The organism is Brevundimonas sp., from assembly GCF_041648115.1.
Classification (GTDB): domain Bacteria; phylum Pseudomonadota; class Alphaproteobacteria; order Caulobacterales; family Caulobacteraceae; genus Brevundimonas.
This window is the reverse complement of the sequence record NZ_JBAZPR010000017.1, coordinates 55016-79865: the sequence shown is the minus strand read 5'-3', so window position 1 is coordinate 79865 and position 24850 is coordinate 55016. Positions and strand designations below refer to the sequence as shown.

Genomic DNA, 24850 nt, shown 5'->3' with positions numbered 1-24850 from the left:
CCTCCCCCGATGGGGGAGGATTATCGTGACCGCCCCCTTCGACGCCGCTCAGGACCTAGCCGACGCTCCACGCGTCGGCGGGGCCCAGCGGCCAAAGGACGCCGCCACCCTGATCCTGACGCGGGGCGGCGGCAAACCCGAGGTGCTGATGGGACGGCGCGCGCCGGGGCATGTCTTCATGGCGTCGAAATGGGTGTTCCCGGGCGGGCGAATCGACCGTAGCGACTTCACCGCCGCCGCGACCGGCGACCTGTCGTCAGATGTCGCGCGGCGGCTGGAAGGCGAACTGCCCGCCCGGCGCGCCCGCGCCCTGACCCTGACGGCGGTGCGCGAGACCTTTGAGGAGACCGGGCTGATCCTGGGGCGACCCGCGCCGAGCGCCTCGGTCGCCGGACCGTGGCGCGAGTATCGGCAGGCGGGCGCCCTGCCCGACCTGTCGGTCCTGTCCTACATCGCCCGCGCCATCACGCCGCCGGGCCGGACACGGCGGTTCGACGCTCGGTTCTTCATGGCCTCGGCCGAGGCCCTGCTGAGCCCGGAACCGACCGCCGGATCGGGCGAGCTGGACGAGATTGCCTGGCTGCCGTTGGACGAGGCTCGTGCGCTGGACCTGCCCGCCATCACCCGCTTTGTGCTGGGGGAGTTGGCGGAGAGACTGGAACACCCGAACCGTCCCCTGCCGTTCGTGCGGATGGTGCGGGGCCGGCACACGGTCGAACACAGGGACTGACATGGCCGGATCGACGATCACCCTGCGCCTGACGATCGCCGACCCGGTCGCAGGCGTCGCCTACAGCCTGCAGGACAAGGCCAACATGCCGGTCGAGCCGCGCATCGCCGACGACGGCCCGATCAGCTTCGATGCGCCGGTCACCCTGTCCGACGACGGGCGGCTGACCGGGACATTCGTGCGACGCGAGGGGCCGGCGCGGCGGTTCGTCTATATCGCCATCGGCGCGTCTGCGGGCCAGCACGCCAGCGAATGGAGCCGACGCGCCAAGATCGACATCCACGACATTCCCGCCGATCTGCTGGCGCAGGCGCGCGGCGGGCTTTTGCTGGAGGTCGTCCTGCCCGGCCGCGCCCGCGACGGCGGCCCGGCCTGCGCCACCGTGAGGCCGCTTCAGGCATGGCGCGTCGTCTAATCCTTAGTCGGCGATCGGCTTGGTCAGGTCGAACTCGACGCGGAAATGGCGGTTGGGACGACGCAGTTCGTAGGCGAACATCCGGTCGGGATGGACCTCCATCGCCCAGACATTGGTGGTCGAGACCGCCGCGTCATTGGCGTTGAACAGGGCGATCGATTCGGCGTCTACCGGGAACGCCTGCCGCTCGGCCGTGCCGGCGCCGGCCGTGTCGCCGCCATACAAGTGCAGCACGTCCGTCGTGCCGTCCTCATGCCGGTGATCGTGCTTCAGGCGCAGGCCCGCGTCCGTCTTGGTCACGACCCAGGTGCGAGAGCGGTCGTCGCCGACCGCGAAGGGAATGCGCACCTCGTCCGCCGAACAGTCGCGGACGTGCATGATCAGCCGCTCGCTGGCGAACTTGGCGTCGGCGGCGTCTGTCGTGACGACCCGGCCTTCGAATCGCTGGCCGCACAGAGCGTTCAGCCGCGCCATGAAGGCGTCCTGGGTCGGAGTCGGTCCAGCCGTCGCGACACCGGCGGACGACAGGGAAATCAGGGCCGCAGCGGCCAGCAGGGATACGATTTTCATGCGCTCAGACTATATGTGCATCCGACCGCATCAACGTGGCATCGCGCCCGTTGACTTTGGGGCGATCCTGAGTATGTTCCGCGCCTCTTATTTTAAGCGGCTTTCGCCGTCGCAGAGGTAATTCCGATGGCCAAACCGGCTTCCATCAAGATCCGCCTGAACTCCACGGCCGACACCGGCTTCTTCTATGTCACCAAGAAGAACGCCCGCACCATGACCGAGAAAATGGTCGTCAAGAAGTACGACCCCGTCGTGCGCAAGCACGTCGAGTTCAAGGAAGGCAAGATCAAGTAAGCACTTGATCAGCCGAGAATTGAAAACGCCCGGCTGACATCCAGCCGGGCGTTTTTCGTTGTCTGGGCGGTTGATCAGGCCGCCTTGGCGATGACCCTGTTGCGACCGGCGGCCTTGGCCTCGTAGACGCCTTCGTCGGCGCGTTTCAGCAAACCTTCGGGCGTGTCGCCGTCGCCGGTCGTGGCGGCCACGCCGATCGAGATGGTGATGGTGATCTGTTCCTTGCCCCCCATGACCCGGAATGGGGCGGAAGCGACATCGCGGCGAATCCGTTCGGCGACGCGGCCCGCGTCTTCCAGACTGGCGCCCGGCATCACGACCACAAACTCCTCACCGCCCATCCGGCACGGCAGGTCCACGGCGCGGACGTTGGTGGCCAGGCGCACGGCGAACTCGACCAGGACCTCGTCTCCGGCGTCGTGACCGAAGCTGTCGTTGACGGACTTGAAGTGGTCGATGTCCAGCACCAGCGCCGCGACCTGGGCCCCGCCCTGTGCGGCGCGCCCGACCAGGGCCTGTAGCTGGCCGGTCATGTAGCGACGATTGTGCAGGCCGGTCAGGGCGTCGGTGACGGCCATCTCCATGCTGCTGTCCAGCTTCTGGCGCAGGAAGTCGGTGTAGCGTTTGCGTCGGATCTGGGTGCGGACCCGCGCCGACAGCTCCTCGGTGTCGATGGGACGCGGCAGGATGTCGGCGGCGCCCAGTTCCAGCGCCTTGACCATGCGCGGCCGCTCGACCGGCTCGACCACCGCCAGGATCGGTGCACGACGCGCATCGCCCGACTTGGCCTGGGCCACGATCCGCAGACCGTCGAAGCTGGCGGCGGCGACATTGACGATGATCAGGTCCAGCGCCCCCTTGGCCGCGATCAGCGCCGCCTCGGGATCGGATTCGATGGTGACGCGGTGCTCGCCGCTCAGTTCGGCCGCCATCTTCTCGGCCTGACGAATGTCGTCATCAACGATCAGAACGCGCCCGCCCTCGCTGCGCAGCCGCGCTGCGCCATCCGAATCGACGCCCAAGCGCCGACCGCTTTCCTCGCGCTCACGCAGCTCGTCCATGACGTGCTTCAATCGCGTCAGCGACTTGACCCGCGCGAACAGGATCACATCGTCGATGGGCTTGGTCAGGAAGTCGTCGGCGCCGGCTTCCAACCCACGGATCCGATCCTGACGGCCGTCCAGCGCGGTGACCAGCACGACGGGGATATGGCGTGTCTCGGCCTGGGCCTTCAGCCGGCGACAGGTCTCGAACCCGTCCATGCCGGGCATCATGACGTCCAGCAGGATAAGGTCCGGCTGGTGCTCGGCAGCGATGGCCAGGGCCGAGGCGCCGTCGTTGCAGCTCAGCACGTCGTAATATTCGATGGTCAGCTTTGCTTCGAGCAGGCGGACGTTCACGTCCACATCGTCGACGACGAGGATTCGGGCGCTCATCCGAGGTGCTGCCGGATGGTTTCGAGGAAATGCATCACCGAGATGGGCTTGGAGATATAGGCCTCGCACCCGCCCTGGCGGATACGCTCCTCGTCGCCCTTCATCGCGAAGGCGGTCACGGCGATGACGGGGATATGGCTCAGCTCCTCGTCGTCCTTCAGCCACTTGGTGACTTCCAGACCCGAGATTTCGGGCAGTTGGATATCCATCAGGATCAGATCGGGATGGTGCGCGCGCGCCAGGGCCAACGCCTGCAAGCCCTCGCGGGTCTGCAGAGTCTCGTAGCCCTGGGAATCGAGCAAATCATGAAAAAGCTTCATGTTCAGCTCGTTATCCTCGACGATGAGGACTTTCTTGGACATCATCACCTGACCTGCGCGACCCTCGAACGCGGGACGCCTCGTTGGTCGCATTCGTAGGCGAGCAGTCTTAAGTTGGGGTGAAGCCAACCTTACGGAGACCTTAAGCGTGGCCATCAAGGCCATCTGTCGCGACTGCCTGTGGACCGGCGAAGACCCCGCCGGGCCGCCCGAGCGCCGCTGTCCGGCGTGTGGGTCGCGGCGCATCGTCGCCGACCCCGAACTGGACCAGTTGTCCATCGCCCACATGGACTGCGACGCCTTCTACGCCTCGGTGGAGAAGCGCGATCGGCCGGAACTGCGCGACAAGCCGGTCATCGTCGGCGGCGGCAAGCGCGGCGTGGTCTCCACCGCCTGCTATGTCGCGCGCCAGTACGGCGTCGGTTCCGCCATGCCGATGTTCAAGGCGCTGAAGGCCTGTCCCGAGGCGGTGGTCATCAAGCCCGACTTCACCAAATACGTCTTCGAATCGCAGCGTATCCTGGGGGCGCTGGGTCGGTTGACGCCGCTGATCCAGCCGCTGTCGCTGGACGAGGCCTGGGTCGATCTGTCCGGCACCGAACGACTGAACGGCGGCCCCCCGGCGTTTCAGCTGATCCGTTTTCAGAAACAGATCGAGGAAGAGACCGGCCTGACCGTCTCCATCGGCCTGGCGCCCAACCGCTTCCTGGCCAAGATGGCGTCAGAGATGGACAAGCCGCGCGGGTTTTCCGTCGTCGGCGCCGCCAACGCCCAGGCCCTGCTGGCGCCGCGCGCGGTCAACACCCTGCCCGGCGTCGGCCCGGTGTTCGGCAAGGCGCTGCGCAGCGACGGCTATTCGACCATCGGCGATCTGGCCCGCGCGGATGTGCGCGATCTGGTCAAACGTTATGGCGAGTCCGGCCTGCGCCTGTACGACCTGGCTCACGCCCGGGACGCCCGCGCCGTGAACCCCGAACGCGACCGCAAGGGGATGAGCGCCGAAACCACCTTCAACGAAGACCTGACCTCGGCCGAGGCGCTGGAGGCCGAGCTGTGGCCCCTGTGCGAGAAGCTGGCGTCCAAGGCTCGGAGCGACGGCGTCGCCAGTCGGGTCCTGGTGCTGAAACTGCGGCGCACCGATTTCAAGATCGTGACCCGCCGCATCAGCCTGCCCGATCCGGTCCAGACGGCGCGCGCCCTGTTTGCGGCGGGGCGTGACCTGCTGAAGCCCGAACTGGGCCCGTCCTATCGCCTGATCGGCATCGGCATGGCCGATGTTCAGGACGCCGAGGACGCGCCCGCCGGCCTGTTCCAGACCCCCGAGACCCGCACCCTGAAGACCGAACGCGCCATCGACAAGCTGCGCGAGAAGTTCGGCAAAGACGCGGTGGTGGCGGGACGCGCGCTGAAGCCGTAGGAAGCGTCATGGACCTCGCCAAACGCGCCTATGACCACGGCTTTCGCCTGGACCCCATCGTCCGCAGCCTGCTGGATACCGACTTCTACAAGCTGCTGATGCTGCAGATGATCTGGCGCGAGCATCGCGACGTGCCGGTCGTATTCCAGGTCATCAACCGCACGACGACCGTGCGTCTAGCCGACGAGATCGACATCGACGCCCTGCGTGAGCAACTCGATCACGCCCGCACCCTGCGCTTCACCAACAAGGAACTGGTCTGGCTGTCGGGCAACAGCTTCTATGGGGTGAAGCAGATCTTCTCGCCCGACTTCATCGCCTGGCTGACCGACTATCGCCTGCCGGACTATGATCTGTCGGTTCAGGACGGACAGTATGTGCTGACCTTCTCGGGCGCCTGGGCCGAGGTGACGCTGTGGGAAATCCCGGCGTTGGCGATCCTGAACGAGCTGCGCTGCCGCGTCGGGATGCGACGGCTGGGCCGGTTCGAGCTGGACATCCTCTATTCGCGCGCCAAGACGCGGCTGTGGTCCAAGGTCGAGCGGCTGCGCGCCTTGCCCGATCTGGCCCTGTCCGACTTCGGCACGCGGCGGCGGCACGGCTTCCTGTGGCAACGCTGGTGCATTCAGGCGCTGAAGGAGGGGCTGGGATCGTCCTTCATCGGCACGTCCAATGTGCTGCATGCGATGGAGAACGATCTGGAAGCCATCGGGACCAATGGGCACGAACTGCCGATGGTGATGGCGGCGCTTGCGCCCGACGAAGCAGCGCTGGCCCAGGTTCCGTATGATGTTCTGGACGAGTGGCGCAGGCATTATGTCGGCAATCTGCTGATCGTCCTGCCCGACGCCTTCGGCACCGAAGCGTTTCTGGAGCAGGCCCCCGATTGGGTGGCGGACTGGACCGGTTTCCGGCCCGACTCGGCCCCGCCCATCCCGGCCGGCGACCGCCTGATCGACTGGTGGCGCGCGCATGGGCGCGATCCGAAGGACAAGCTGCTGATCTTCTCGGACGGGATGGACATCGACGGGATCGAGGCGACCCACGCCCATTTCCACGGCCGCGCCCGTCTCAGCTTCGGCTGGGGCACCAATCTGACCAACGATTTCCGCGACTGTTCGCCCGCCTTTGCGCCGGAACTGGAGCCCATATCGCTGGTCTGCAAGGTGGTCGAGGCCGGCGGACGGCCCGCCGTCAAACTGTCGGACAATCCGCAAAAGGCCGTCGGCGATCCGGCCGAGATCGAACGCTATCGCCGCATCTTCGGCGTGCGCGGTCTGACGGCCCAGCCCGTCACGGTGTGAAACCCGGCCTTAAGCCCGTTCGGCCATAAGGGCGGGATGAACGCCTTTCTCGACAAGATGCGTCGCCGCGCCGGCCGCTATCTCGATGTCCGCCCCGCCACGGTCCAGCCCGCGCGCGGCGTCCTCACCCTGTCGTTCGACGACATCCCGGCATCGGCCTGGACCGAGGCCGGCCCGATCCTGACCCAGCATGGCGTCAAGGCGACCTATTATGTCTGCGGCGGCCTGGCGGGCGGGCGCAATCTGGACCTGCCGCAGTTTGAGGTGGAGCATCTGCAGGCGCTGCATGAGGCCGGGCATGAGGTCGGCTGCCACACCTACGAACACGTCTCGACCCTGACCCTGTCGCCTGCGGCACTGGACGCCAGCCTGGCCCGCAACGCCGCCTGGGTGGGCGAGCGGCTGGACGGGTATCGGATGCAGACTTTCGCCTATCCCTTCGGGGATTGCGCCCTGGGGTCCAAGGCCATCATCGACAAACGCTTCCTGTGCGGGCGCGGGGTGCGCGACGGGATCAACGCCGGCCGCACCGACCGCAACCTCCTGCAGGCCATCGGCCTGGAGAGCCGCCGCCTGCCCGGTTACGATCTGGAGGCGCTGGTGGCGGAGACGGCGGCGTCCAGGGGTTGGCTGATCGCCTATGGCCACGACGTCAGCGATGCGCCCACGCCCTACGGCTGTCGCCCCGAGGACATCGATCGGCTGATCCGCCTGGCAAAGGCCGCCGATGTGGACATCCAGCCGGTCACGGCCGCGTGGGCGATGGCGACGGCCTGACGTTTCAGCCGGCCTTGCGCCTATCCGCCCAGGCGATCAGTTCCTTTCTCGGCCAAATCATCAGCCACGACCGGGCGGTGTATTCCCCGCTGTCGATCAACGCCTTCCTCGACGCCGAGGCCGTCGCCGCCCGCTCAGTGTGGATCGGCGCCGGCCCCTGATGGACCATGAAGGCGCCGCCGTTCAGGGGGTTGAGCCGCAGGTGCGCCAGGCGGGGACTGATCTCGGTCAGGGGCGGATCGTAGAACCAGCTGGAGCCGATCATGCCCGCCAGTTCCGGCCGTGCGCGGCACAGCTCCGCTGCCGTCGCCCAGGCCTCGTTCCAGCCATCCTCGTTGAAGCCCCTCAGCCAGCGACTTTCGGTGTGAACCTCCAGCCACGGCTCGCGCTTGGCGCCCGCCGCCAGATAGCGCAACAGCGGCTTGAGGCCCCAGCCGTCGCGGACGTGTTTGACGATCTGGCCCGGCCCGACCGGCGAACTCAGGTCGATCACCTGGCTCTTGGCGCCCGGCACGCTGAGCGCCAGGGTGAAGCGCACGTCCTTGGACCAGTGGTCGAAGACATAGTCGCCCTCGGCCTTGCCCAGAAACGCCGCCAGCTGTTCGATCCAGTAGGGATAAAGAGCCATCACCTCGGCCGGCAAACGTATCGCCGCCGCGCGGTCGGGCAGTTGCAGCGCCCAGGCGGCGACCAGGCCGCGACGCACATCGTCCGACGCATCCGCGCCCAACAGGGCGTCCACCGCCTTGGCCGGCATTTCGAAATCCCAGTGCGGCGCGGCCTCGGCGGCCTTCAGCGCGGCCGGTCCGACGGCGGCGTCCACGCGCGCCCGGTCGTCGGGGGACAACCGCGCCAGCACGGCATGGAAGGCGGCGACATCGGGGGTCAGGTGCATATCCATGATCGCACCATGACACGGCGCGGTTGGCGAACCTTTAAAGCCGCGCGATGGACGTGACGCCGCACTCGCCTCGCGCTAAACCGCGCCCAGATAAACAGGAGCCCCCATGAGCATCGAAGCCCGCATCGCCGAACTCGGCCTCACCCTGCCGGAACCCGCCAAGCCGGTGGCCAGCTATGTCTCCTTCGTCCAGTCTGGCAATCAGGTCACCATCTCGGGCCAGCTGTCGAACGACGCCTCGGGCGGGATCAAGGGCACGGTCGGCGTGGACGTGACGCCCGAACAGGCCACTGATGCAGCGCGCCTGTGCGGCCTGAACCTGATCGCCCAGATCAAGGCGGCCTGCGACGGCGACCTGGATCGGGTGGTCCGCATCGTCAAACTGGGCGGCTTCGTCCAGGCCGGTCCCGACTTCATCGCCATACCCGCAGTGATCAACGGCTGCTCGGACCTGATGGTCGAGGTCTTCGGCGATGCGGGCAAGCACGCCCGTTCGGCGGTCGGCGTCTACAAACTGCCGCTCGGCTTCGCCGTCGAGATCGATGCGATCGTGGAGATCCGCTGATCTTTCAGATCTCGGTTCACGAAGGGATCGCCGACATCGGCCGCGAGGCCTGGGATGCGTGCGCGCAGTCCACCGGCGATCCCTTCGTCTCCTACGACTTCCTGCACGCCTGCGAGGCCTCGGGCAGCGCCGCGCCGCGTCAGGGCTGGGCCTCGCGCCATCTGGCCCTGCGCGATGACGACAACGCCGTGCTCGGCGTCATGCCCCTCTATCTGAAGGGCAACAGCCAGGGCGAATACGTCTTCGACCACAGCTGGGCCGACGCCTATGAACGGGCGGGCGGTCGCTATTATCCCAAGCTGCTGGGCGCCGTGCCCTTTACGCCCGCGACCGGCCCGCGCTTCCTGAACCACCCCGAGACCGACGCCGCGACGGTGCGCCAGGCCCTGATCCAGGGGGCGGTGACATTGGTCGAACGGCTTGGCGTCTCGTCCCTGCACGTGAACTTCCCGACCGAACCCGAATGGTCGGCCATAGGCGAGGCGGGCCTGCTGCCGCGCCAGGACATCCAGTTCATCTGGCGCAACAACGGCTATCGGACCTTCGACGATTTCCTCGCCGCCCTGTCGGCCAACCGTCGCAAGACCATCAAGCGCGAGCGGCGGGACGCCCAGGCCGATCTCGATATCCGCGTCCTGACCGGCGCTGACATCACCGAGGCGCACTGGGACGCCTTCTTCGCCTTCTACATGGACACCGGCTCGCGCAAATGGGGCCAGCCCTATCTGACGCGCGACTTCTTCAGCCGCGTCGGCGCAACTATGGCAGACCGGATCGCCCTGGTCATGGCGTTCCGGGACCAGACGCCCATCGCCGGCGCCCTGAACTTCATCGGCCGCGACGCCCTGTACGGCCGCCAGTGGGGCACTCTGGAAGACGTGCCCTTCCTGCATTTCGAGCTCTGCTACTATCAGGCCATCGACTTCGCCATTTCGCGCGGCCTGTCCCGCGTCGAGGCCGGCGCCCAGGGCGACCACAAGATCGCGCGCGGATACCTGCCCTCCCCCGTCTATTCCGCCCACTTCATCGCCGACCCGGCCCTGCGCGATCCCGTCGCCCGCTATCTGGACGGCGAACGCCCGGCGATGCAGGCCGAGATGGCGGCGATGGCCGAGGAGCTTTCGCCCTACAAGGCGACATAGAAAAAGGCCCGGCTGTTTCCAGCCGGGCCCTCCGCCTTCGATCCTTTAAGGATCAGGCCGTCTCTTCTTCCTCGGCCTTCGCGGGCGCGTTGGCGCTTGCGATGTCGAAGTCGATCTTGCCGTCCTTCAACTGGACCTTGACGTGTCCGCCGCGCGTCAGACGCCCGAACAGGATGTCGTCGGCCAGCGGCTTCTTGATCGAGTCCTGAATGACCCGCGCCAGCGGACGCGCGCCATACAGTTCGTCGAAGCCGTTCTTGGCCAGCCAGTCGGCGGCCTCGTCGGTCAGTTCGATGGTGATGTTGCGGTCCGCGAGCTGGGCTTCCAGCTGAAGGATGAACTTGGTCACCACCGAACGGATCGTGTCGGCCTGCAGCGGCTTGAAGGCCACGATGGCGTCCAGGCGGTTTCTGAACTCCGGCGCGAACAGGCGCTGGATGGCCTTGTCGTCCTCGCCCTCGACCTTGCCCCGGCCGAAACCGATGGAGGCGCGGGCGTTGTCGGCGGCCCCGGCGTTGGTGGTCATGATCAGGATGACGTTCCTGAAGTCCACCTTCTTGCCGACCGCGTCGGTCAGCATGCCGTTGTCCATCACCTGCAACAGGATGTTGTAGACATCCGGGTGCGCCTTCTCGATCTCGTCCAGCAGCACCACCGAATGCGGATGCTGATCGACGGCGTCGGTCAGAAGCCCGCCCTGGTCATGGCCGACATAGCCGGGAGGGGCCCCGATCAGGCGGCTGACCGTGTGGCGCTCCATGTATTCGGACATGTCGAACCGCTGCATCTCGATGCCCAGGGTGGCGGCGAGTTGCTTGGCGACCTCGGTCTTGCCGACGCCGGTCGGACCGCTGAACAGGAAGCTGCCGATGGGCTTGTTCGGGTCGCGCAGACCCGCCCGCGCCAGCTTCATCGCTGCCGAAACCTGGTCGATGGCCTGTTCCTGACCGAAGACCGCGCGCTTCAAATCGACCTCAAGCTCGCGCAGGCTCTCGGTGTCGGACTTGGACACCGACTTGGCCGGGATACGGGCCATCTTGGCTATGACGGCCTCGACCTCCTTCTGGCCGATGACCTTCTTGCGCTTGGATTCGACCAGCAGCATCTGGCCGGCGCCCGCCTCGTCGATCACGTCGATCGCCTTGTCCGGCAGTTTGCGGTCGGTCATGTAGCGCGCCGACAGCTCGACCGCGGTGCGGATGGCGCTGTCGGTGTAGCGGACCTTGTGGTGCTGCTCGTAGTAGGTCTTCAGACCCTTCAGGATCTTCACCGTATCCTCGACCGTCGGCTCGTTTACGTCGATCTTCTGGAAGCGACGCACCAGGGCGCGGTCCTTCTCGAAGTGCTGGCGATATTCCTTGTAGGTCGTCGAACCCATGCAGCGCAGCGAACCCGACGCCAGGGCCGGCTTCAGCAGGTTGGACGCATCCATGGCCCCGCCCGAGGTCGCGCCGGCGCCGATCACCGTGTGAATCTCGTCGATGAAGAGCACGGCGTTCTCGTGGTTCTCCAGCTCCTTGACCACCTGTTTCAGGCGCTCCTCGAAGTCGCCGCGATAGCGGGTGCCGGCCAGCAGCGCGCCCATGTCTAGCGAGTAGATGGTGGCGTCCTTCAGGACATCGGGCACCTCGCCGTTGACGATCTTGCGCGCCAGACCTTCGGCGATGGCGGTCTTGCCGACGCCGGGATCGCCGACCAGCAGCGGGTTGTTCTTGGTCCGGCGGCACAGGATCTGGATCGAGCGATCGACCTCGGCCTGACGACCGATCAGAGGATCGACCTTGCCCTGGCGCGACTTCTCGTTGAGATCGACGCAATAGGCTTCCAGCGCCTCGCCGCCCGACTTGACGGCCGACTGGTCCTCGGCCTCTTCGGGCGATGAGCCCTTGGCGGGACGGGCCTCTGTGGCGCCAGCCTTCTTGGCGATGCCGTGGGCGATGAAGTTGACCGCGTCGTAGCGCGTCATGTCCTGCTCTTGCAGGAAATAGGCGGCATGGCTCTCGCGCTCGCTGAAGATGGCGACCAGCACATTGGCGCCAGACACTTCCTCGCGGCCGGACGATTGAACGTGGATCACCGCGCGCTGGATCACGCGCTGGAAGCCGGCGGTCGGCTTGGCGTCCTCTCCATCGGCCGTGGCCAGGGCAGCGAGATCGTTGTCGACATACAGGGTCAACGCCGCTTTCAGCGCGGTCAGATCGACGTTGCAGGCCTGCATGACGCCGGTCGCATCGGGGTCGTCGATCAACGCGAGCAGTAGGTGCTCCAGCGTCGCATATTCATGCCTGCGCGCATTGGCGTATCCTACCGCGCGGTGCAGGGTTTCTTCGAGAGGACGGGAAAATGAAGGCATCGGGAGGTTCCTCTCAGTCCTTTTCCATCGTGCATTGCAGAGGGTGCTGGTGGCGACGCGCGGTCTCGATGACTTGCGCGACCTTGGTCTCGGCGACCTCGTAGGTGAAGACGCCGCAGACGCCCACGCCATGCTGATGCACATGCAGCATGATGCGGGTGGCCTCTTCGCGGCTCTTCTGGAAGAACCGCTCCAGCACATAGACGACGAATTCCATCGGCGAATAATCGTCGTTCAGGATCAGCACCCGATACAGCGAGGGCTTCTGAAGCTTGGGCTTTGTTTCGGTGACGGTGGCGGTGCCTTGACCGCCCCCGGTATCACCGGGCCTTTGTATGGGCATTCGTATTCCGTAATCGGGGAGTCGTCTTGTCTCCAACAGATAGGGAATGATGGCCTGAATTGAAGCGGCGTCCAGTCACGGATTGCGTGAAGTGCAAACGACGAATCCAAAACGAAAAAAGCCCCGGAGCGAACTCCGGGGCATTATCGATCCTCAAGACGTTTCGCTGTTTAGCGAGCGGCCTGGAAGTTTTCGACCGAGGCGGTGACGCGCTCGTTGATCGGCTTGATGCTGTCCTTGACCGTAGCGGTGACGATCTCGTTCGTCTTGGTCAGTTCCGCGACGTAGCGCTCCATGGACTTCTTGGCCCAGGCGGTTTGCAGTTCGAAGAACTCCTGCACCGAACGGGCGGTCGACAGTTCCTTGGAGGCGGCGACGCCCTCTTCCCAGGACGACTTGGCGAAGCCGAGCGCCTGTTGCGACAGGGCTTCGGCGCCCTTCTGGGCGACGGTGGCCGACTCGACCATGGCGTCCAGGTTCTTCTTGCTGTGAGCGTTCAGCTCGGCCATCGAGGCGGTCGACTTCTCGATGCCTTCGCGGAAGGCTTGAGTGCCTGCGGCCTGCATGGTCTCGGCCTGAGCCTTGACCTTGGCGCCGGCCGAAGCGGCGGCGGCGGTGACTTGATCGGCGGTCTTCTTCACGGTTTCGGTAGCGTCGGCCATAGTCGTCTCTCCGATAAATGTGGCCCGTGCTGACGGGCGCTGAGCGGAAATATTCAGGCGAGGGTATCCTCGCAGGCCTTCCTTATGCTGCAAGTGCGAAGGTTTTTCAAGCTTATTGTGCAATGCAGCATATTATCGATGATAACCTTGGTTGGCGGTTCAAATTCCCGTTGACGAGCGGTTAACCACCACGAAACCCGTGCTTCCTATGCTAACCCTTCCATCGCGTCGGCCGGGGGGCCTGTCGCGCCCTGCTCACTGAGGGTTGTACACCCATGATTGCTTTTCTCCGCCGTGGCCTGTTCGCCGTTCTCGCGCTTTCGCTGGTGCTGGGTGCGAATGTCAGGCCGATCGAGGCTCAGGTCGCTTACTCGGCGCAGGAGAACAGTCGCTACGCCGCCATCGTCATCGACGCCGCCACCGGCGAGGTTCTGTTCGCGCGCAACGCCGACAGCCGCCGCTATCCGGCGTCCCTGACCAAGATGATGACGCTTTATCTGACATTCGAGGCCCTTTCTCAGGGCAAGGCGAACGTCAACGACGTGCTGACGGTCTCGCCGCGCGCCGCCTCGCAGCCGCCGTCGAAACTGGGCCTCGCCGCCGGACAGACCATCACCCTGGACGACGCCATGCGCGCCACGGCCGTGCGGTCCGCCAACGACATGGCCCTGGCCATCGGCGAGCATATCGGGGGGTCGGAAGCCCGTTTCACCAACATGATGACGTTGAAGGCGGAACAGCTGGGCATGAGCCAGACCCGCTATTACACCGCCAACGGCCTGCCCGATGCCCGACAGCTGACGTCAGCGCGCGACCAGGCTATCCTGGCCCGCGCCATCATGCGCGATTTCCCGCAATACTACAGCTACTTCGGTCTGCACGACTGGGCCTTCAACGGCCGCAACTACCGCAACACCAACGGTCTTCTGCCCACAGGGCGCGGCTATGACGGCATGAAGACCGGCTATACCAATGCCTCCGGGTACAATCTCGCCGCCTCAGCCGTGCGGGATGGACGCCGGCTGATCACCATTGTGCTGGGCGGCCGTTCGACCGCCAGCCGCAACGCCCACGTCGCCGAACTGATGGACACCGGCTTCGAGGTCGAACGCCGCCGCGCTCAGGGCGAGCGTATCCAGGTGGCCCAGACCTTCTTCGAACAGCGCGGATTCGGCGTCGGATCGGCAATCGCCGACGCCCCGATCGCCTATGCTTCGGTCAATGACGACGAGGACGGCATCGGCGCCGAATCCACCGCCGTCGCCTATACGGCGGCCCCTCCGCCCGCAGCGCTGCCGACCCGCGTCGCCCCTGCCCCCTCGGAACGCGCAGCCAACCAGCGCGCCGCCGCGACCGCCCAAGCCATCGGCCAGGCCGCAGCCTCTTCGTCGAACCCCCGCGCGCCCCACAATGTCACCGCCTCGCTGAACGGCGCGCCATCCAGCGCAGCCGTTGCGCCCTCGACCACGCCGCGTCGCGCGACCCCGCCCCCGGCGCGAGAGCCGGCCCGCGCCGCCGCCCGCACGCCCGCCGGGCGCTGGGCGGTTCAGGTCGGCGCCTTCCGCAACGAGAAGGTGGCCAGCGACTGGCTGACCGAGTTGAACCGCCGTTTCCGCACCCAGTTCGCCACCGCCGAGCGCAACGTCCAGACGGCCGGCGACTGGTATCGCTCGCGCTTCGTCGGCCTGACGGAAGCCGGCGCCAAGACCGCCTGCGAGGCCCTGGCCGAACGTCGGGTCACCTGCATGGTCATCGGCCCCGACTGAGGCGACCAAGAGCGAGAACAAATGTTCTTGCTTTGTTCCAGATGATGTCGCATCGTCTTTCCCATGGAAACCGCCAAGGGAAGAGGGGCGCGTTCGAATGCCACCGGCCGCTACGAGCCTGAACAGCATCAGTCGTTCGACGACGGCTGGACGCGCGACGACGCCGAGGCCGCGCCGCTGCGCACCACCCTCACCCCGGAGCATGCCCGCACCATCATCGCCCGGAACGACAGCCCGGACATCGGATTCGACCGCTCCATCAACCCGTACAAAGGTTGCGAACATGGCTGCATCTACTGTTACGCCCGTCCGTCCCATGCCTGGATGGGCCTATCCCCGGGCCTGGATTTCGAGAGCCGGATCTTCTTCAAGCCCCAAGCCGCAAGTCTGCTGGAGCAGGCGTTCCTCGCACCCCGATACCGGTGCAAACGCATCCACATAGGCGGCAACACCGACCCCTATCAGCCGGTCGAGCGGGATCTGAAATCGACGCGCTCGATCCTGGAGGTCATGCAACGGTTCAATCACCCATTCAGCATCATCACCAAGTCGGTGTTGATCACGCGCGACGCCGACATCCTGGGCCCGATGGGCAAGGCGGGGCTGGCCTCGGCCTTCGTCTCCATCACCACGCTGGATCGGGGACTGGCCCGCGCGATGGAGCCCCGCGCGTCGACGCCGGCCAAACGGCTGGAGGCCATCAGCCGCCTGGCGGATGCGGGCTGTCCTGTCGGCGTGGGGTTCGCGCCCGTCATCCCCGGCCTGAACGATCACGAATTGGAATCCGTCCTAGAAGCCGCCGCCAAGGCCGGGGCGACGCGGGCCATGTATGTGACCCTGCGCCTGCCGCTCGAGATCAAGGACCTGTTCCGCGAATGGCTGGCCGACGCCCGCCCGGACCGCGCCGCCCGCGTCATGTCCCTGATCCGCCAGACACGCGGCGGCAAGGATTACGACGCCGACTGGTCCCAGCGTATGAAGGGAACCGGCCCGGTCGCCGAACTGATCGGGGCGCGGTTCAAGGCCGCCGTCAAACGCTATGGCCTCGATACGCCGCACCGCCTGCTGGACGAGACCCAGTTCCGCGTGCCAGCCGACGCACGACCGCAACTTGAGCTTTTTGGTTGATCAGTCGTCCGCCGCCGACGGATCGATGGCGCGGGTGACCAGGTCGCGCCAGGTCGGGTCGGTATCGTCGACCAGATCGACATCCTCCATCAGGGCCACCGCCCCCTCTCCGTCCGGCAGGATCAGGCCCAGGATCTCCATCTCCTCGCCGTCAGGGCCGAGGTGGCTCTCGGCCTGGACTGCCACCGCCGCCTGCTCGCCGTCCTCCTCCCACCAGATCACGGGCTGGGGCAGGTCCATGACGATGGGGCGCGGGTCGTCCGTCTCGCCCAGGGCGAAGACCGCGCGGCGCGCTTGAACATCGTCCAGCGTGGCGACCGCGCCGACGAACGGCTTCAGCCGCGTCCAATCCTCGGCGTCGAAACCGCCGCCATCCTCGTCGTTCTGCTCGTCCACGGTCATCGCTTGAAAACTCCCACCAGTTCGACGTGCGAAGACCACAGGAACTGGTCCACCGGTGTCACCGTCTCCAACCGGAAGCCCGCGTCGATCAACACGCGGGCGTCGCGCGCGAAAGTCTGGGGGTTGCACGACACCCCGACCACAACCGAGGCTTTGGTTGCGGCGATCTGGGCCGTCTGGTCGATGGCGCCGGCGCGCGGCGGGTCGAACACGATGGCGTCGCAGCCCTTTAGATCATAGGGGTTCAGCGGCCGTCGAAACAGATCACGCGCCTCTGCGGTAATCGCCTTCATGCCCTTGGCCGAGCCGACTGCGGCCTTCAGCGCCGCAATGCCCGCCTTGGAGGCATCCGCTGCGATCACAGGCGCCACGGTCGCCAGGGGGAAGGTGAAGGTCCCCGCGCCGCAGAACAGATCGGCGATCTTCTTGGACCCCTTAACCGCCGCGACCGCCCGCGCGACCATGGCCTCTTCCGCCTGAGGCACGGCTTGCAGGAACCCGCCGGCCGGCAGGGATACGGTCGCCGGGCCGAACGCCACCATGGGCTGGCGCGCCATGACCAGGGTGTCGCCCGCCAGGCTGAGTCGCGCCAGATCGGCCCGGTGCGCGGCCTGGATCGCCTTCATCTGGGCGTCGGCGGACAGGCCCCCGCCCGAACGCCGCTCGACGCCCGTCACATCGACATCCAGCCCCGACAGGGTCCAGGTGACATGCAGGGTCGGCGCGGATTTCGGATGTTCGAAGAAGGCCGCGGCCAACTCGGCCAGCGCCGGAATGGCCGCCACGATTCGAGGATCGGCGACGGGACAGGCTCGCACCTCGACCAGCCGCCACGAGCGACGCGCCTTGAACCCCAGCACCACGTGACCGTCCTGGGTCCGCCGGGCATGCAGGGCGACGCGGCGGCGGGTTCCGGGCGGCGTCGCCACCGTCGCCTCGATCTCGGTCTCGATCCCCTCGCGCGCCAGGGCCAGCCGCACCTGCTCGCGCTTCCAGTCCAGATAAGGCCCCTCTGACCAGTGCTGCAGCGAACACCCGCCGCAATCGCCATATTGCGGCGACACCGGCGCGATCCGGTGAGGGCTGGGGGTGACGATCTCGACCTGCTCCAGCCGCCCGTCCACGACCAACCCGCGCACCGCCTCGCCGGGCAGTGTCAGGCCGGCGAAAACCGGCCCCGACGGCGTCTGGGCGATGCCGTCGCCCTGGCCGCCGACGCGGTCGATGGTGAAGATGTCCATCGGCGGGCTTCTAGCCGCGCGCGCCTCCCCGCTCAACCCGCACGCCCTCTCGCGGACGTGATCCGCAGGCCCGATAAAGATGAACGAATATGAACGTGTCGATCAATTGCCGTTCAGCTTCGCGATCGTAAATCTCTCTGCAACGAGACACGAGGCTTGGCCGTTAACGATTGACGGAAACCGTTCGGTCCTCAGAGGGTTGGAAAATGCGTCTCATGAAAACATCGCTCGCCGCCGTCGCCGCCCTGGCGCTCGGCGTCACGGCCGCCCCGCTCACGGCGTCGGCGCAAGTCTATTACGGCAACGGCTACAGCCAGAACTACGGCACCGGCGCCTATGCCCCGTCCTACAATTACGGGCGCGGCCAGTCCTATGACCCCTGCTCGCGTGAACGTCAGGGCCGCACCGGCGCCGGCGCGGTCATCGGCGGGGGCGCGGGCGCCGTCATCGGCTCGCAGCTGGCCGCACGCGGTCGCCGCACCGAGGGCAGCATCCTGGGCGGCGTGCTCGGCGCCGTGGTCGGTTCGCAGGTCGGCCGGTCCAGCTCGGACGCCTGCCGCAGCTACCAGAGCAGCTATGGTTCGAACGGCTACTACGCCCAGGGCTACAGCCAGCCCAGCTACTACGACGATCGCTACACCGGCGATCAAGGCTATCGTTACGAAGACCGTCGCGACGACTACGCCTACGACCGTGGCGGCTATTACGACGACCGCTCGCGCCCGGTCGAATCCTATCAGAATTCAGACGGATGCCGTCTGGCCGAAAGCCAGGTCCGTCTGCCCGATGGTCGCACGGACACCCGATACGTCCGCACCTGCCCCGACCAGTACGGCCGCTATCGCGTCGTCGATTAATTTTCAGCCCCCCTGTCGATCGACGACGTGACGGGAGCCGCCGGAGGATCAGTCCTCCGGCGGTTTCTCTTTGTTAGGGGCTATCGCGCTTCGCGCTACTTGAGCCCGTTTAATTGGGCTTTTTGGCCCACAGCAGGAACTCGACATTGCCATCGCCGCCCGTGATGGGGCTTTCGGTCGTGGCCTGCACGGTCCAGCCGAAAGCTTCCAGCCAGTCTCGGACACGCTGCACGGCCAAGGCGTGGGCCTGCGGGTCTTTGACCACGCCCTTCTTGCCGCCACCCGGCCCATCGGCCTCGAACTGCGGTTTGATCAGGGTGATCAGGTCCGCACCGGGAGCCGCCAGGTCGAGCGCGGCGGGCAGCACCTTCGCCAGACTGATGAAGCTGGCGTCGCAGACGATCAACGACGGCGGCCGCGAGATCAGATCGGTCGCGAGATCGCGCGCATCGGTGCGTTCCAGATTGACCACGCGCGGGTCGGCGGCGACCCGCGCGTGCATCTGGCCGAAGCCGACATCGACGGCGAACACCTGAGCCGCACCGCGATCCAGACAGACCTCGGTGAAGCCGCCGGTGGATGCGCCGACGTCCAGCACCACCCTGCCCTCGACCGACACAGGCCAGACGCTCAGGGCGTGATCCAGCTTCAACGCGCCGCGCCCGACCCAGCGGTGGGCGGGTTGGGCCTGAAGTTCAGCGTCGTCAGCGAACTGCTCCGAAGCCTTTCGCACGACCACGCCATTGGCGACCACCAGCCCCGCCTCGATCGCCGCGCGCGCCTGCGAGCGACTTTCGAACAGGCCTCGCGCGACAAGCAGTTGGTCGATCCGAACCTTCACGCCCTTCTCCCCTCGGTGGAGAAGGTGGCTCGCGGAGCGTGACGGATGAGGGGGCTGCCTGAAACACGACAGGCCGACGACAAGGGGGCGGCGAAAGCCCCCTCATCCGAGCGCCTGCGGAGCCCACCTTCTCCCCCGAGGGGAGAAGGGCTCACAGCGAGGCCAGACGCGCCAACGCCGCCTGCAGCTTGACCTTCCCGGCCTCGGCCTCGGCCAGTTTCGCGCGCTGTTCGTCCACGACTTCCGGCGCGGCGCGTGAAACGAAATTGGGATTGCCCAGCTTCTTGTTCACATGGCCGATGTCGCTGTCGAAGGCGGCGATTTCCTTTTCCAGACGCGCCCGCTCGGCGGTCAGGTCGATGATGCCGGCCAGCGAAAGCGCGACCGTCGATCCGCCCGAGACGAAGGTCACGGCCCCGGTAGGCGCGGCGTCCGCCGATCCGACCTCGGACACGCGGCCCAGGGTCAGGATCAGGTCGCGGTGGCGTGCGAGCCGTTCAGCCGTGACGGCGTCCGGTGCGACGAAGGCCAGCGGCGGCTTGGCCGACGGCGGCACGTTCATCTCGGCGCGCAGCCCCCGGATTTCGCCGACCAGATCGACCAGCCAGCCAATCTCGGCCTCGGCCGAGGCGTCGATGAAGGCGTCCGGCAGCACGGGCCATTCGGCGCCGATCAGCAGCCCCTCGCGCGCCGGACCTTCCCTGCCCAGCTCGGCCCACAGTTCCTCGGTGATGAAGGGCATGACCGGATGCAGCAGCTTCAGCGTCTGGTCCAGCGTCCAGGCGGTCATGGCCCGCGTCTCGGCCTTGGCGGCTTCATCTGCGCCGTTGAACACCGGTTTCGCCAGTTCCAGATACCAGTCGCAGAAGACGTTCCACACGAAGCGATACAGGGCGCCCGCCGCATCGTCGAACCGCCCGCCCTCAATGGCTTCGGACACCGCGCGCTCGGCCTTGGTCAGTTCACCGCGGATCCAGCGGTTGATCGTCTGTTCGACCGTCGCGGCATCGAAGCCCTCGACGCGGCGCGCCTCGTTCATCTGGCTGAAGCGGGCGGCGTTCCACAGCTTGGTGCCGAAGTTGCGGTATCCCTCGATCCGTTGCTTCGACAGCTTGATGTCGCGCGTGCCCGACAGGATGGCCATGGTGAACCGCAGCGGGTCGGCGCCCAGCTCGTCGATGATGCCCAAGGGGTCGATGACGTTCCCCTTGGATTTGCTCATCTTCTGGCCCTTCTCGTCGCGAACCAGACCGTTGATGATGACGCGCTTGAAAGGAACCTCGCCCATGAAGTGCTGACCCATCATCATCATCCGGGCGACCCAGAAGAAGATGATGTCCGCCGCCGTGACCAGATCGCTGGTCGGATAGAACCGCTCCAAGTCCTCGGTCTTCTCGGGCCAGCCCATGGTCGAGAAAGGCCACAGGGCCGAGCTGAACCAGGTGTCGAGGACGTCCTCGTCCTGGGTCAGGGCGACCTCGGAATCATGGTCCGCTATCGCCTGCTCGCGGGCGTCCTCTTCCGTCTCGGCGACATAGATCTCGCCGTTCGGCCCGTACCAGGCCGGGATGCGGTGGCCCCACCAGAGCTGGCGCGAGATGCACCACGGCTCGATGTTGCGCAGCCATTCGAAGTAGATCTTCTCATACGACTTAGGCTCGAACACCGTGTCGCCCTGCTCCACCGCCTTTAGCGCGGGTTGGGCCAGGACCTTGGCGTCGACGTACCACTGGTCCGTCAGCCACGGCTCGATGACAACGCCGGAGCGGTCGCCGTGCGGCACGACGTGCTTGGTCTTCTCGATCTCGCGCAGCCAACCCTCTTCCTCGGCGCGGGCGACGATGGCTTTGCGCGCGGCGAAACGGTCCATGCCGACGTATTCAGCCGGAACGTCGGGCGTGTCGTCTCCGGTGATACGGCCGAAGGCATCAAGGATGTTCAGCGACGGCAGACCCGCCCGCTTGCCCACGCCGAAGTCGTTGAAATCATGCGCCGGCGTGATCTTCACCGCGCCCGAGCCCTTTGTCGGATCGGCATAGTCGTCAGCGACGATGGGGATGCGGCGACCGACGATGGGCAGAGTCACGAACTTGCCGACCAGACCGGCATAGCGCTCGTCCTCGGGGTGGACCGCCACGCCCGTGTCGCCCAGCATAGTCTCGGGCCGGGTCGTGGCGACTACGATAAAGTCGCGGGTTTCCCATTCCGTCGCCTTGCCGTCCTCGCCGAAGGCGATGGGGTGTTCGTAGGTCACGCCGTCCGCCAACGGATAGGCGAAATGCCAATAGGCGCCCTCGACCTCGCGCTGCTCGACCTCCAGGTCCGAGATGGCGGTCTGGAAATGCGGGTCCCAGTTCACCAGCCGCTTGTCGCGATAGATCAGGCCTTCCTTGTGCAGTTGCACGAAGACCTTGCGCACGGCGGCGTTCAAACCCTCGTCCAGCGTGAACCGCTCGCGCGACCAGTCGCAGGATGCGCCCAGGCGGCGCAGTTGCTGGACGATGGCGCCGCCGCTCTCGGCCTTCCATTCCCAGACCTTTTCGATGAAGGCGTCACGGCCCATGTCGCGCCGGCTGATATTGCCGGCTGCGGCCATCTGGCGTTCGACCACCATCTGGGTGGCGATACCGGCGTGGTCGGTGCCGGGCAGCCACAGCACCGCCTTGCCCTTCATCCGGTGATAGCGGGCCAGGATGTCCTGCAGGGTGTTGTTCAGCGCATGGCCGACGTGCAGGCTGCCGGTCACGTTCGGCGGCGGAATGACGATCGAATAGGCATCGGCGGCGCCGTCGGTCGCTGCGGTGGCGCGCGGCGCGAACAGTCCGCTCTCTTCCCACTGGGCGTACAGACGGGGCTCGGCGGCCTGGGGTTCGAAGGTCTTCTCAAGCATGGGACTTCTTTGATCGTTGTCGTGCGGCGCAAGCGGCGCGGCCACACGGGGCCTCGAATGACAAAGGGCGGCCCCAGCAGGAGCCGCCCTTCGATTAGTCTGCGGTGAAGCGAAGGGCTAGGCGCTGCGCGCGATGCGTTCGACTTCCTTTTGTACCGCCGCCTGGACGATGCCGGGCAGATTGTTGTCTAGCCAGTCCTTCAGCAGCGGACGCAGCATCTCGCCGACCATGGCCTCGACGGTGTTGCCGCTGAGGAAAGGCAGGTCGCCCGACGCGGCCTGGGCCGGTTCCGGCTTCTTGAACGAGGCGGCCAGGCCGGCGAAGGCCGAGGCGGCGCTGGCGGCCGCGCTGTCGCCGACCAGGGTGTCGTAGCCGGAGCTGGGGGCGGGTGCAGGCTCGGGCGCCGATTCGGCATAGACCGGCGAGGGTTCAGGCTCTGGCTGATAGGGCTCTGGCGTATGTTCGACCACGTCCAGGTCGCCAATGATTTCGGCCGGCGCCTCGTAACGGTCGGTCAGCTCCAGCACATCGTCCTCGACGGCGGGTTCCGGCGTCGGCTCGACCGGGGCGGCGAAGATGGTCTCGGCCGCCAGGGGCTCGGGCACAGGCTCAGGCGTGGCTTCAGGCGCAGCAGCCGCCGGCGTCTCGGCCGGGGCCTCGTCTTCGGAGATGATCCGGCGAATCGACGCCAGGATCTCTTCCATGGTCGGTTCCTGGGCGGACTGATCGGTCATGGCGCAACCTTGGGCGAGGCCTGGGAAGAAGTTGGCTTACGGAACGCTCCGCACGCCGCGAATGGGCGGACGCCGAACGACGGATCGTTCGGGACCTATGCCTTGTCGTCGCATCTTCGCCCGTCGGAATCAACGGGCGGTTTCGGTCCGTATTCGGCGGCCGTCAGTTCTGCGGCGCGGTGCGAACGACCTCGCCCTTCAACTGCGCATCGATCGGCGCATCGGCGGCGTCCACGGCGCCGACGATGGGCGGCGAGGCGACGCGATCCAGCGTCTCGATCACGCCGTCCCACGGCAGTCCGCTGCGACCCTGGACCTGATCGTAGTTGGTCGCGGGATCATAGACGTCGACGGACGGGTTCAACGACGGACCTTCCAACTGGCCCATCGCCGACAGGAGCGAGGCGCGGGCGACATATTCGGCGGCGCGGGCGTTGGCGACCGATGTCTGGGCGTTTCGCAGCGCCAGTTCCTGGTTCAGCACGTCCAGCGTGGTGCGAAGACCGACCTGGGCCTCCTGACGCACGCCTTCGGCCGCGACCGAGGCGGCGCGGACGGCTTCAGCGCCGGCCGAAACGGTGGCGCGGGTCGACAGAACCTGGGCATAGGCCGAGCTGACGTTCTGCAACACCGTGCGGCGTTCGCCCTCGATTGTGATCTGGGCGGCGTTGGCGCGTTCCAGCGCCTGGGCCACGCGCGAACGGTTCAGCCCGCCGGTGAACAACGGCACCGACAGGGTCGCCCCGGCGGTGAAGCTGCGGCGGTCGGCCAGTTGGCCAAGATCGTTCAGATCGTTTGTCGATCCGCCGTAGGAGGCGGTGGCGCGCACGGACGGCAGATATTCGGATCGGGCGGCGGCGACGGCGGCCTCCGCACCTTGCAACGTGTAGGTCGCGGACAGCACGGCGGGGTTCCGCTGAAGCGCGGTCTCGATGGCGACATCGAAGTCGGTCGGCACGGCCGGCAGGGTCGGAGCGGCCTCCAGATCGGACGGCGACTGGCCGACGGCGGCGGCATAGGCGGCACGCGAGGTGGACAGCTGAGCCTGGGCGTTGGCCAGATCGGCCTGAGACTGCGCCAAGGAGGCTTCGGCCTGGGCCACGTCTGTGCGGGTGATCTGTCCGACCTCGAACCGGGCGCTGGTCTCTTCCAGCTGGCGTTGAAGCACGGTCAGGTTCTCCTGACGGATACGCAGGACTTCCATGTCACGGGTCACGTTCACATAGGCCCGGATGACCGACAGCATGACCGACTGTTCGATCTGGCGCAGGTTTTCGCGGCCGGCCAGCACGCTGGCGCGGGCCTGGTCGATGACGCGTGAGGCGCGGCCGGCGGTCCAGATATTCTGGCTCAGGCTGACGCCGGCATTGGCGCCGTCGCTTTCGGACGACGAGGTCGTCACCTGGGTGTCGGGAATGCTGTCGCCGTTCGTATCGACGAACTGGGTCACGGCCGGGAAATCGTTGCGGGTGTAGTTGACGCCGGCCGAGGCGTTCAGCGTCGGGCGCAGGCCCGAGCGGGCCTGGACCACCGTCTCGTCCAGCGCGCGCTGGTTGGCGCGTTGGGCCAACAGGTTGGGGTTTGTACGATACGCCAGAGCGATCGCGTCCTGCAGCGTCTCGGCCCAGGCCGGCGCGCCAAGGCCGGTCATCACGGCGACCACTGCGGCCGAAGCCAGCACACGCGAGCGTTTCAACATTATCCGTCCCTGCCCGACGCCCCGAGGAACGCCCGAATGTTTTCTCAAGCGTAACTGCGGCC

Annotated in this window: 24 protein-coding genes; 11 read left to right on the top strand and 13 right to left on the bottom strand. The window is 66.6% G+C overall.

Features of this window, described 5'->3' with window-relative positions; translation table 11 throughout:
• Positions 1–19 precede the first annotated feature (19 nt).
• Positions 20–730: an NUDIX domain-containing protein gene (locus WC597_RS15200; protein ID WP_372694625.1), complete on the top strand. Its 711-nt coding sequence runs from the start codon at positions 20–22 to the stop codon at positions 728–730.
• 1 nt (position 731) lies between these two features.
• Positions 732–1145 carry a DUF5990 family protein gene (locus WC597_RS15195; RefSeq protein WP_372694615.1) on the top strand — a complete coding sequence of 138 codons (414 nt, stop codon included), beginning with the start codon at positions 732–734 and terminating at the stop codon, positions 1143–1145.
• Between the two features lie 3 nt (positions 1146–1148).
• On the opposite strand, the gene WC597_RS15190 is transcribed toward WC597_RS15195, so the two are convergent.
• Positions 1149–1715: a hypothetical protein gene (locus WC597_RS15190; RefSeq protein WP_372694613.1), complete on the bottom strand. Its 567-nt coding sequence runs from the start codon at positions 1713–1715 to the stop codon at positions 1149–1151.
• 126 nt (positions 1716–1841) lie between these two features.
• Here WC597_RS15190 and rpmG point away from each other — a divergent pair, with 126 nt between their 5' ends.
• Positions 1842–2009, top strand: coding sequence for a 50S ribosomal protein L33 (rpmG, locus tag WC597_RS15185; protein WP_003164451.1), 168 nt, complete (start codon positions 1842–1844; stop codon positions 2007–2009).
• Between the two features lie 74 nt (positions 2010–2083).
• Here rpmG and WC597_RS15180 read toward each other — a convergent pair whose 3' ends face one another.
• Both WC597_RS15180 and WC597_RS15175 read right to left on the bottom strand, forming a co-directional pair.
• A complete protein-coding gene (locus WC597_RS15180; RefSeq protein WP_372694609.1) occupies positions 2084–3445 on the bottom strand; it encodes a PleD family two-component system response regulator in 1362 nt (453 codons plus the stop codon).
• Positions 3442–3807, bottom strand: a complete 366-nt coding sequence (locus tag WC597_RS15175) for a response regulator (protein ID WP_167762544.1) — start codon at positions 3805–3807, stop codon at positions 3442–3444. The genes WC597_RS15180 and WC597_RS15175 overlap by 4 nt, the downstream gene beginning before the upstream one ends.
• A gap of 106 nt (positions 3808–3913) precedes the next feature.
• Here WC597_RS15175 and WC597_RS15170 point away from each other — a divergent pair, with 106 nt between their 5' ends.
• Genes WC597_RS15170 through WC597_RS15160 form a run of 3 tightly spaced genes read left to right on the top strand, consistent with a single transcriptional unit; the run spans position 3914 to position 7263 of the window.
• Complete coding sequence (locus WC597_RS15170; protein ID WP_372694607.1) at positions 3914–5182, top strand: DNA polymerase IV; 1269 nt, start codon at positions 3914–3916, stop codon at positions 5180–5182.
• A gap of 8 nt (positions 5183–5190) precedes the next feature.
• Positions 5191–6486, top strand: a complete 1296-nt coding sequence (gene pncB, locus WC597_RS15165) for a nicotinate phosphoribosyltransferase (RefSeq protein ID WP_372694605.1) — start codon at positions 5191–5193, stop codon at positions 6484–6486.
• A gap of 36 nt (positions 6487–6522) precedes the next feature.
• Complete coding sequence (locus WC597_RS15160; protein ID WP_372694603.1) at positions 6523–7263, top strand: polysaccharide deacetylase family protein; 741 nt, start codon at positions 6523–6525, stop codon at positions 7261–7263.
• A 4-nt stretch (positions 7264–7267) separates the two neighbouring features.
• Here the strand turns inward: WC597_RS15160 and WC597_RS15155 are convergent, their stop codons facing one another.
• Positions 7268–8164 (bottom strand): hypothetical protein, encoded by an 897-nt coding sequence (locus WC597_RS15155; protein ID WP_372694601.1) that lies wholly within the window; start codon positions 8162–8164, stop codon positions 7268–7270.
• Between the two features lie 106 nt (positions 8165–8270).
• Here WC597_RS15155 and WC597_RS15150 point away from each other — a divergent pair, with 106 nt between their 5' ends.
• A complete protein-coding gene (locus tag WC597_RS15150) occupies positions 8271–8729 on the top strand; it encodes a RidA family protein (protein ID WP_372694599.1) in 459 nt (152 codons plus the stop codon).
• Entirely contained in the window at positions 8726–9871 is a 1146-nt protein-coding gene (locus WC597_RS15145; protein WP_372694623.1) for a GNAT family N-acetyltransferase, read from the top strand. The genes WC597_RS15150 and WC597_RS15145 overlap by 4 nt, the downstream gene beginning before the upstream one ends.
• A 52-nt stretch (positions 9872–9923) precedes the next feature.
• Here WC597_RS15145 and clpA read toward each other — a convergent pair whose 3' ends face one another.
• The 3 genes from clpA to WC597_RS15130 form a co-directional block, all read right to left on the bottom strand.
• A complete protein-coding gene (gene clpA, locus WC597_RS15140) occupies positions 9924–12224 on the bottom strand; it encodes an ATP-dependent Clp protease ATP-binding subunit ClpA (protein ID WP_372694597.1) in 2301 nt (766 codons plus the stop codon).
• 13 nt (positions 12225–12237) lie between these two features.
• Positions 12238–12567 (bottom strand): ATP-dependent Clp protease adapter ClpS, encoded by a 330-nt coding sequence (clpS, locus tag WC597_RS15135; protein WP_346495895.1) that lies wholly within the window; start codon positions 12565–12567, stop codon positions 12238–12240.
• Between the two features lie 170 nt (positions 12568–12737).
• Positions 12738–13229 (bottom strand): phasin family protein, encoded by a 492-nt coding sequence (locus WC597_RS15130; RefSeq protein ID WP_372694595.1) that lies wholly within the window; start codon positions 13227–13229, stop codon positions 12738–12740.
• Positions 13230–13504: 275 nt separating this feature from the next.
• Here WC597_RS15130 and WC597_RS15125 point away from each other — a divergent pair, with 275 nt between their 5' ends.
• Positions 13505–14995, top strand: a complete 1491-nt coding sequence (locus tag WC597_RS15125; RefSeq protein WP_372694593.1) for a serine hydrolase — start codon at positions 13505–13507, stop codon at positions 14993–14995.
• 63 nt (positions 14996–15058) lie between these two features.
• Entirely contained in the window at positions 15059–16123 is a 1065-nt protein-coding gene (locus tag WC597_RS15120) for a PA0069 family radical SAM protein (protein ID WP_372694591.1), read from the top strand.
• Here WC597_RS15120 and WC597_RS15115 read toward each other — a convergent pair whose 3' ends face one another.
• Both WC597_RS15115 and WC597_RS15110 read right to left on the bottom strand, forming a co-directional pair.
• Entirely contained in the window at positions 16124–16525 is a 402-nt protein-coding gene (locus tag WC597_RS15115; protein WP_372694589.1) for a hypothetical protein, read from the bottom strand. It lies immediately after the preceding gene.
• Complete coding sequence (locus WC597_RS15110; protein WP_372694587.1) at positions 16522–17766, bottom strand: class I SAM-dependent RNA methyltransferase; 1245 nt, start codon at positions 17764–17766, stop codon at positions 16522–16524. Before WC597_RS15110 ends, WC597_RS15115 begins: the two co-directional genes overlap by 4 nt.
• A 215-nt stretch (positions 17767–17981) precedes the next feature.
• Here WC597_RS15110 and WC597_RS15105 point away from each other — a divergent pair, with 215 nt between their 5' ends.
• The gene (locus WC597_RS15105; protein ID WP_372694585.1) at positions 17982–18623 is read left to right on the top strand and encodes a glycine zipper 2TM domain-containing protein; all 642 of its coding nucleotides are present in this window, start codon (positions 17982–17984) and stop codon (positions 18621–18623) included.
• Between the two features lie 109 nt (positions 18624–18732).
• Here WC597_RS15105 and WC597_RS15100 read toward each other — a convergent pair whose 3' ends face one another.
• The 4 genes from WC597_RS15100 to WC597_RS15085 form a co-directional block, all read right to left on the bottom strand.
• Positions 18733–19464: a TlyA family RNA methyltransferase gene (locus WC597_RS15100; RefSeq protein ID WP_372694583.1), complete on the bottom strand. Its 732-nt coding sequence runs from the start codon at positions 19462–19464 to the stop codon at positions 18733–18735.
• Positions 19465–19615: 151 nt separating this feature from the next.
• Positions 19616–22354, bottom strand: coding sequence for a valine--tRNA ligase (locus WC597_RS15095; protein ID WP_372694581.1), 2739 nt, complete (start codon positions 22352–22354; stop codon positions 19616–19618).
• 117 nt (positions 22355–22471) lie between these two features.
• A complete protein-coding gene (locus WC597_RS15090) occupies positions 22472–23089 on the bottom strand; it encodes a DUF2497 domain-containing protein (protein WP_372694579.1) in 618 nt (205 codons plus the stop codon).
• A gap of 163 nt (positions 23090–23252) precedes the next feature.
• Positions 23253–24788 carry a TolC family outer membrane protein gene (locus tag WC597_RS15085; RefSeq protein WP_372694577.1) on the bottom strand — a complete coding sequence of 512 codons (1536 nt, stop codon included), beginning with the start codon at positions 24786–24788 and terminating at the stop codon, positions 23253–23255.
• Between the last annotated feature and the right edge of the window lie 62 nt (positions 24789–24850).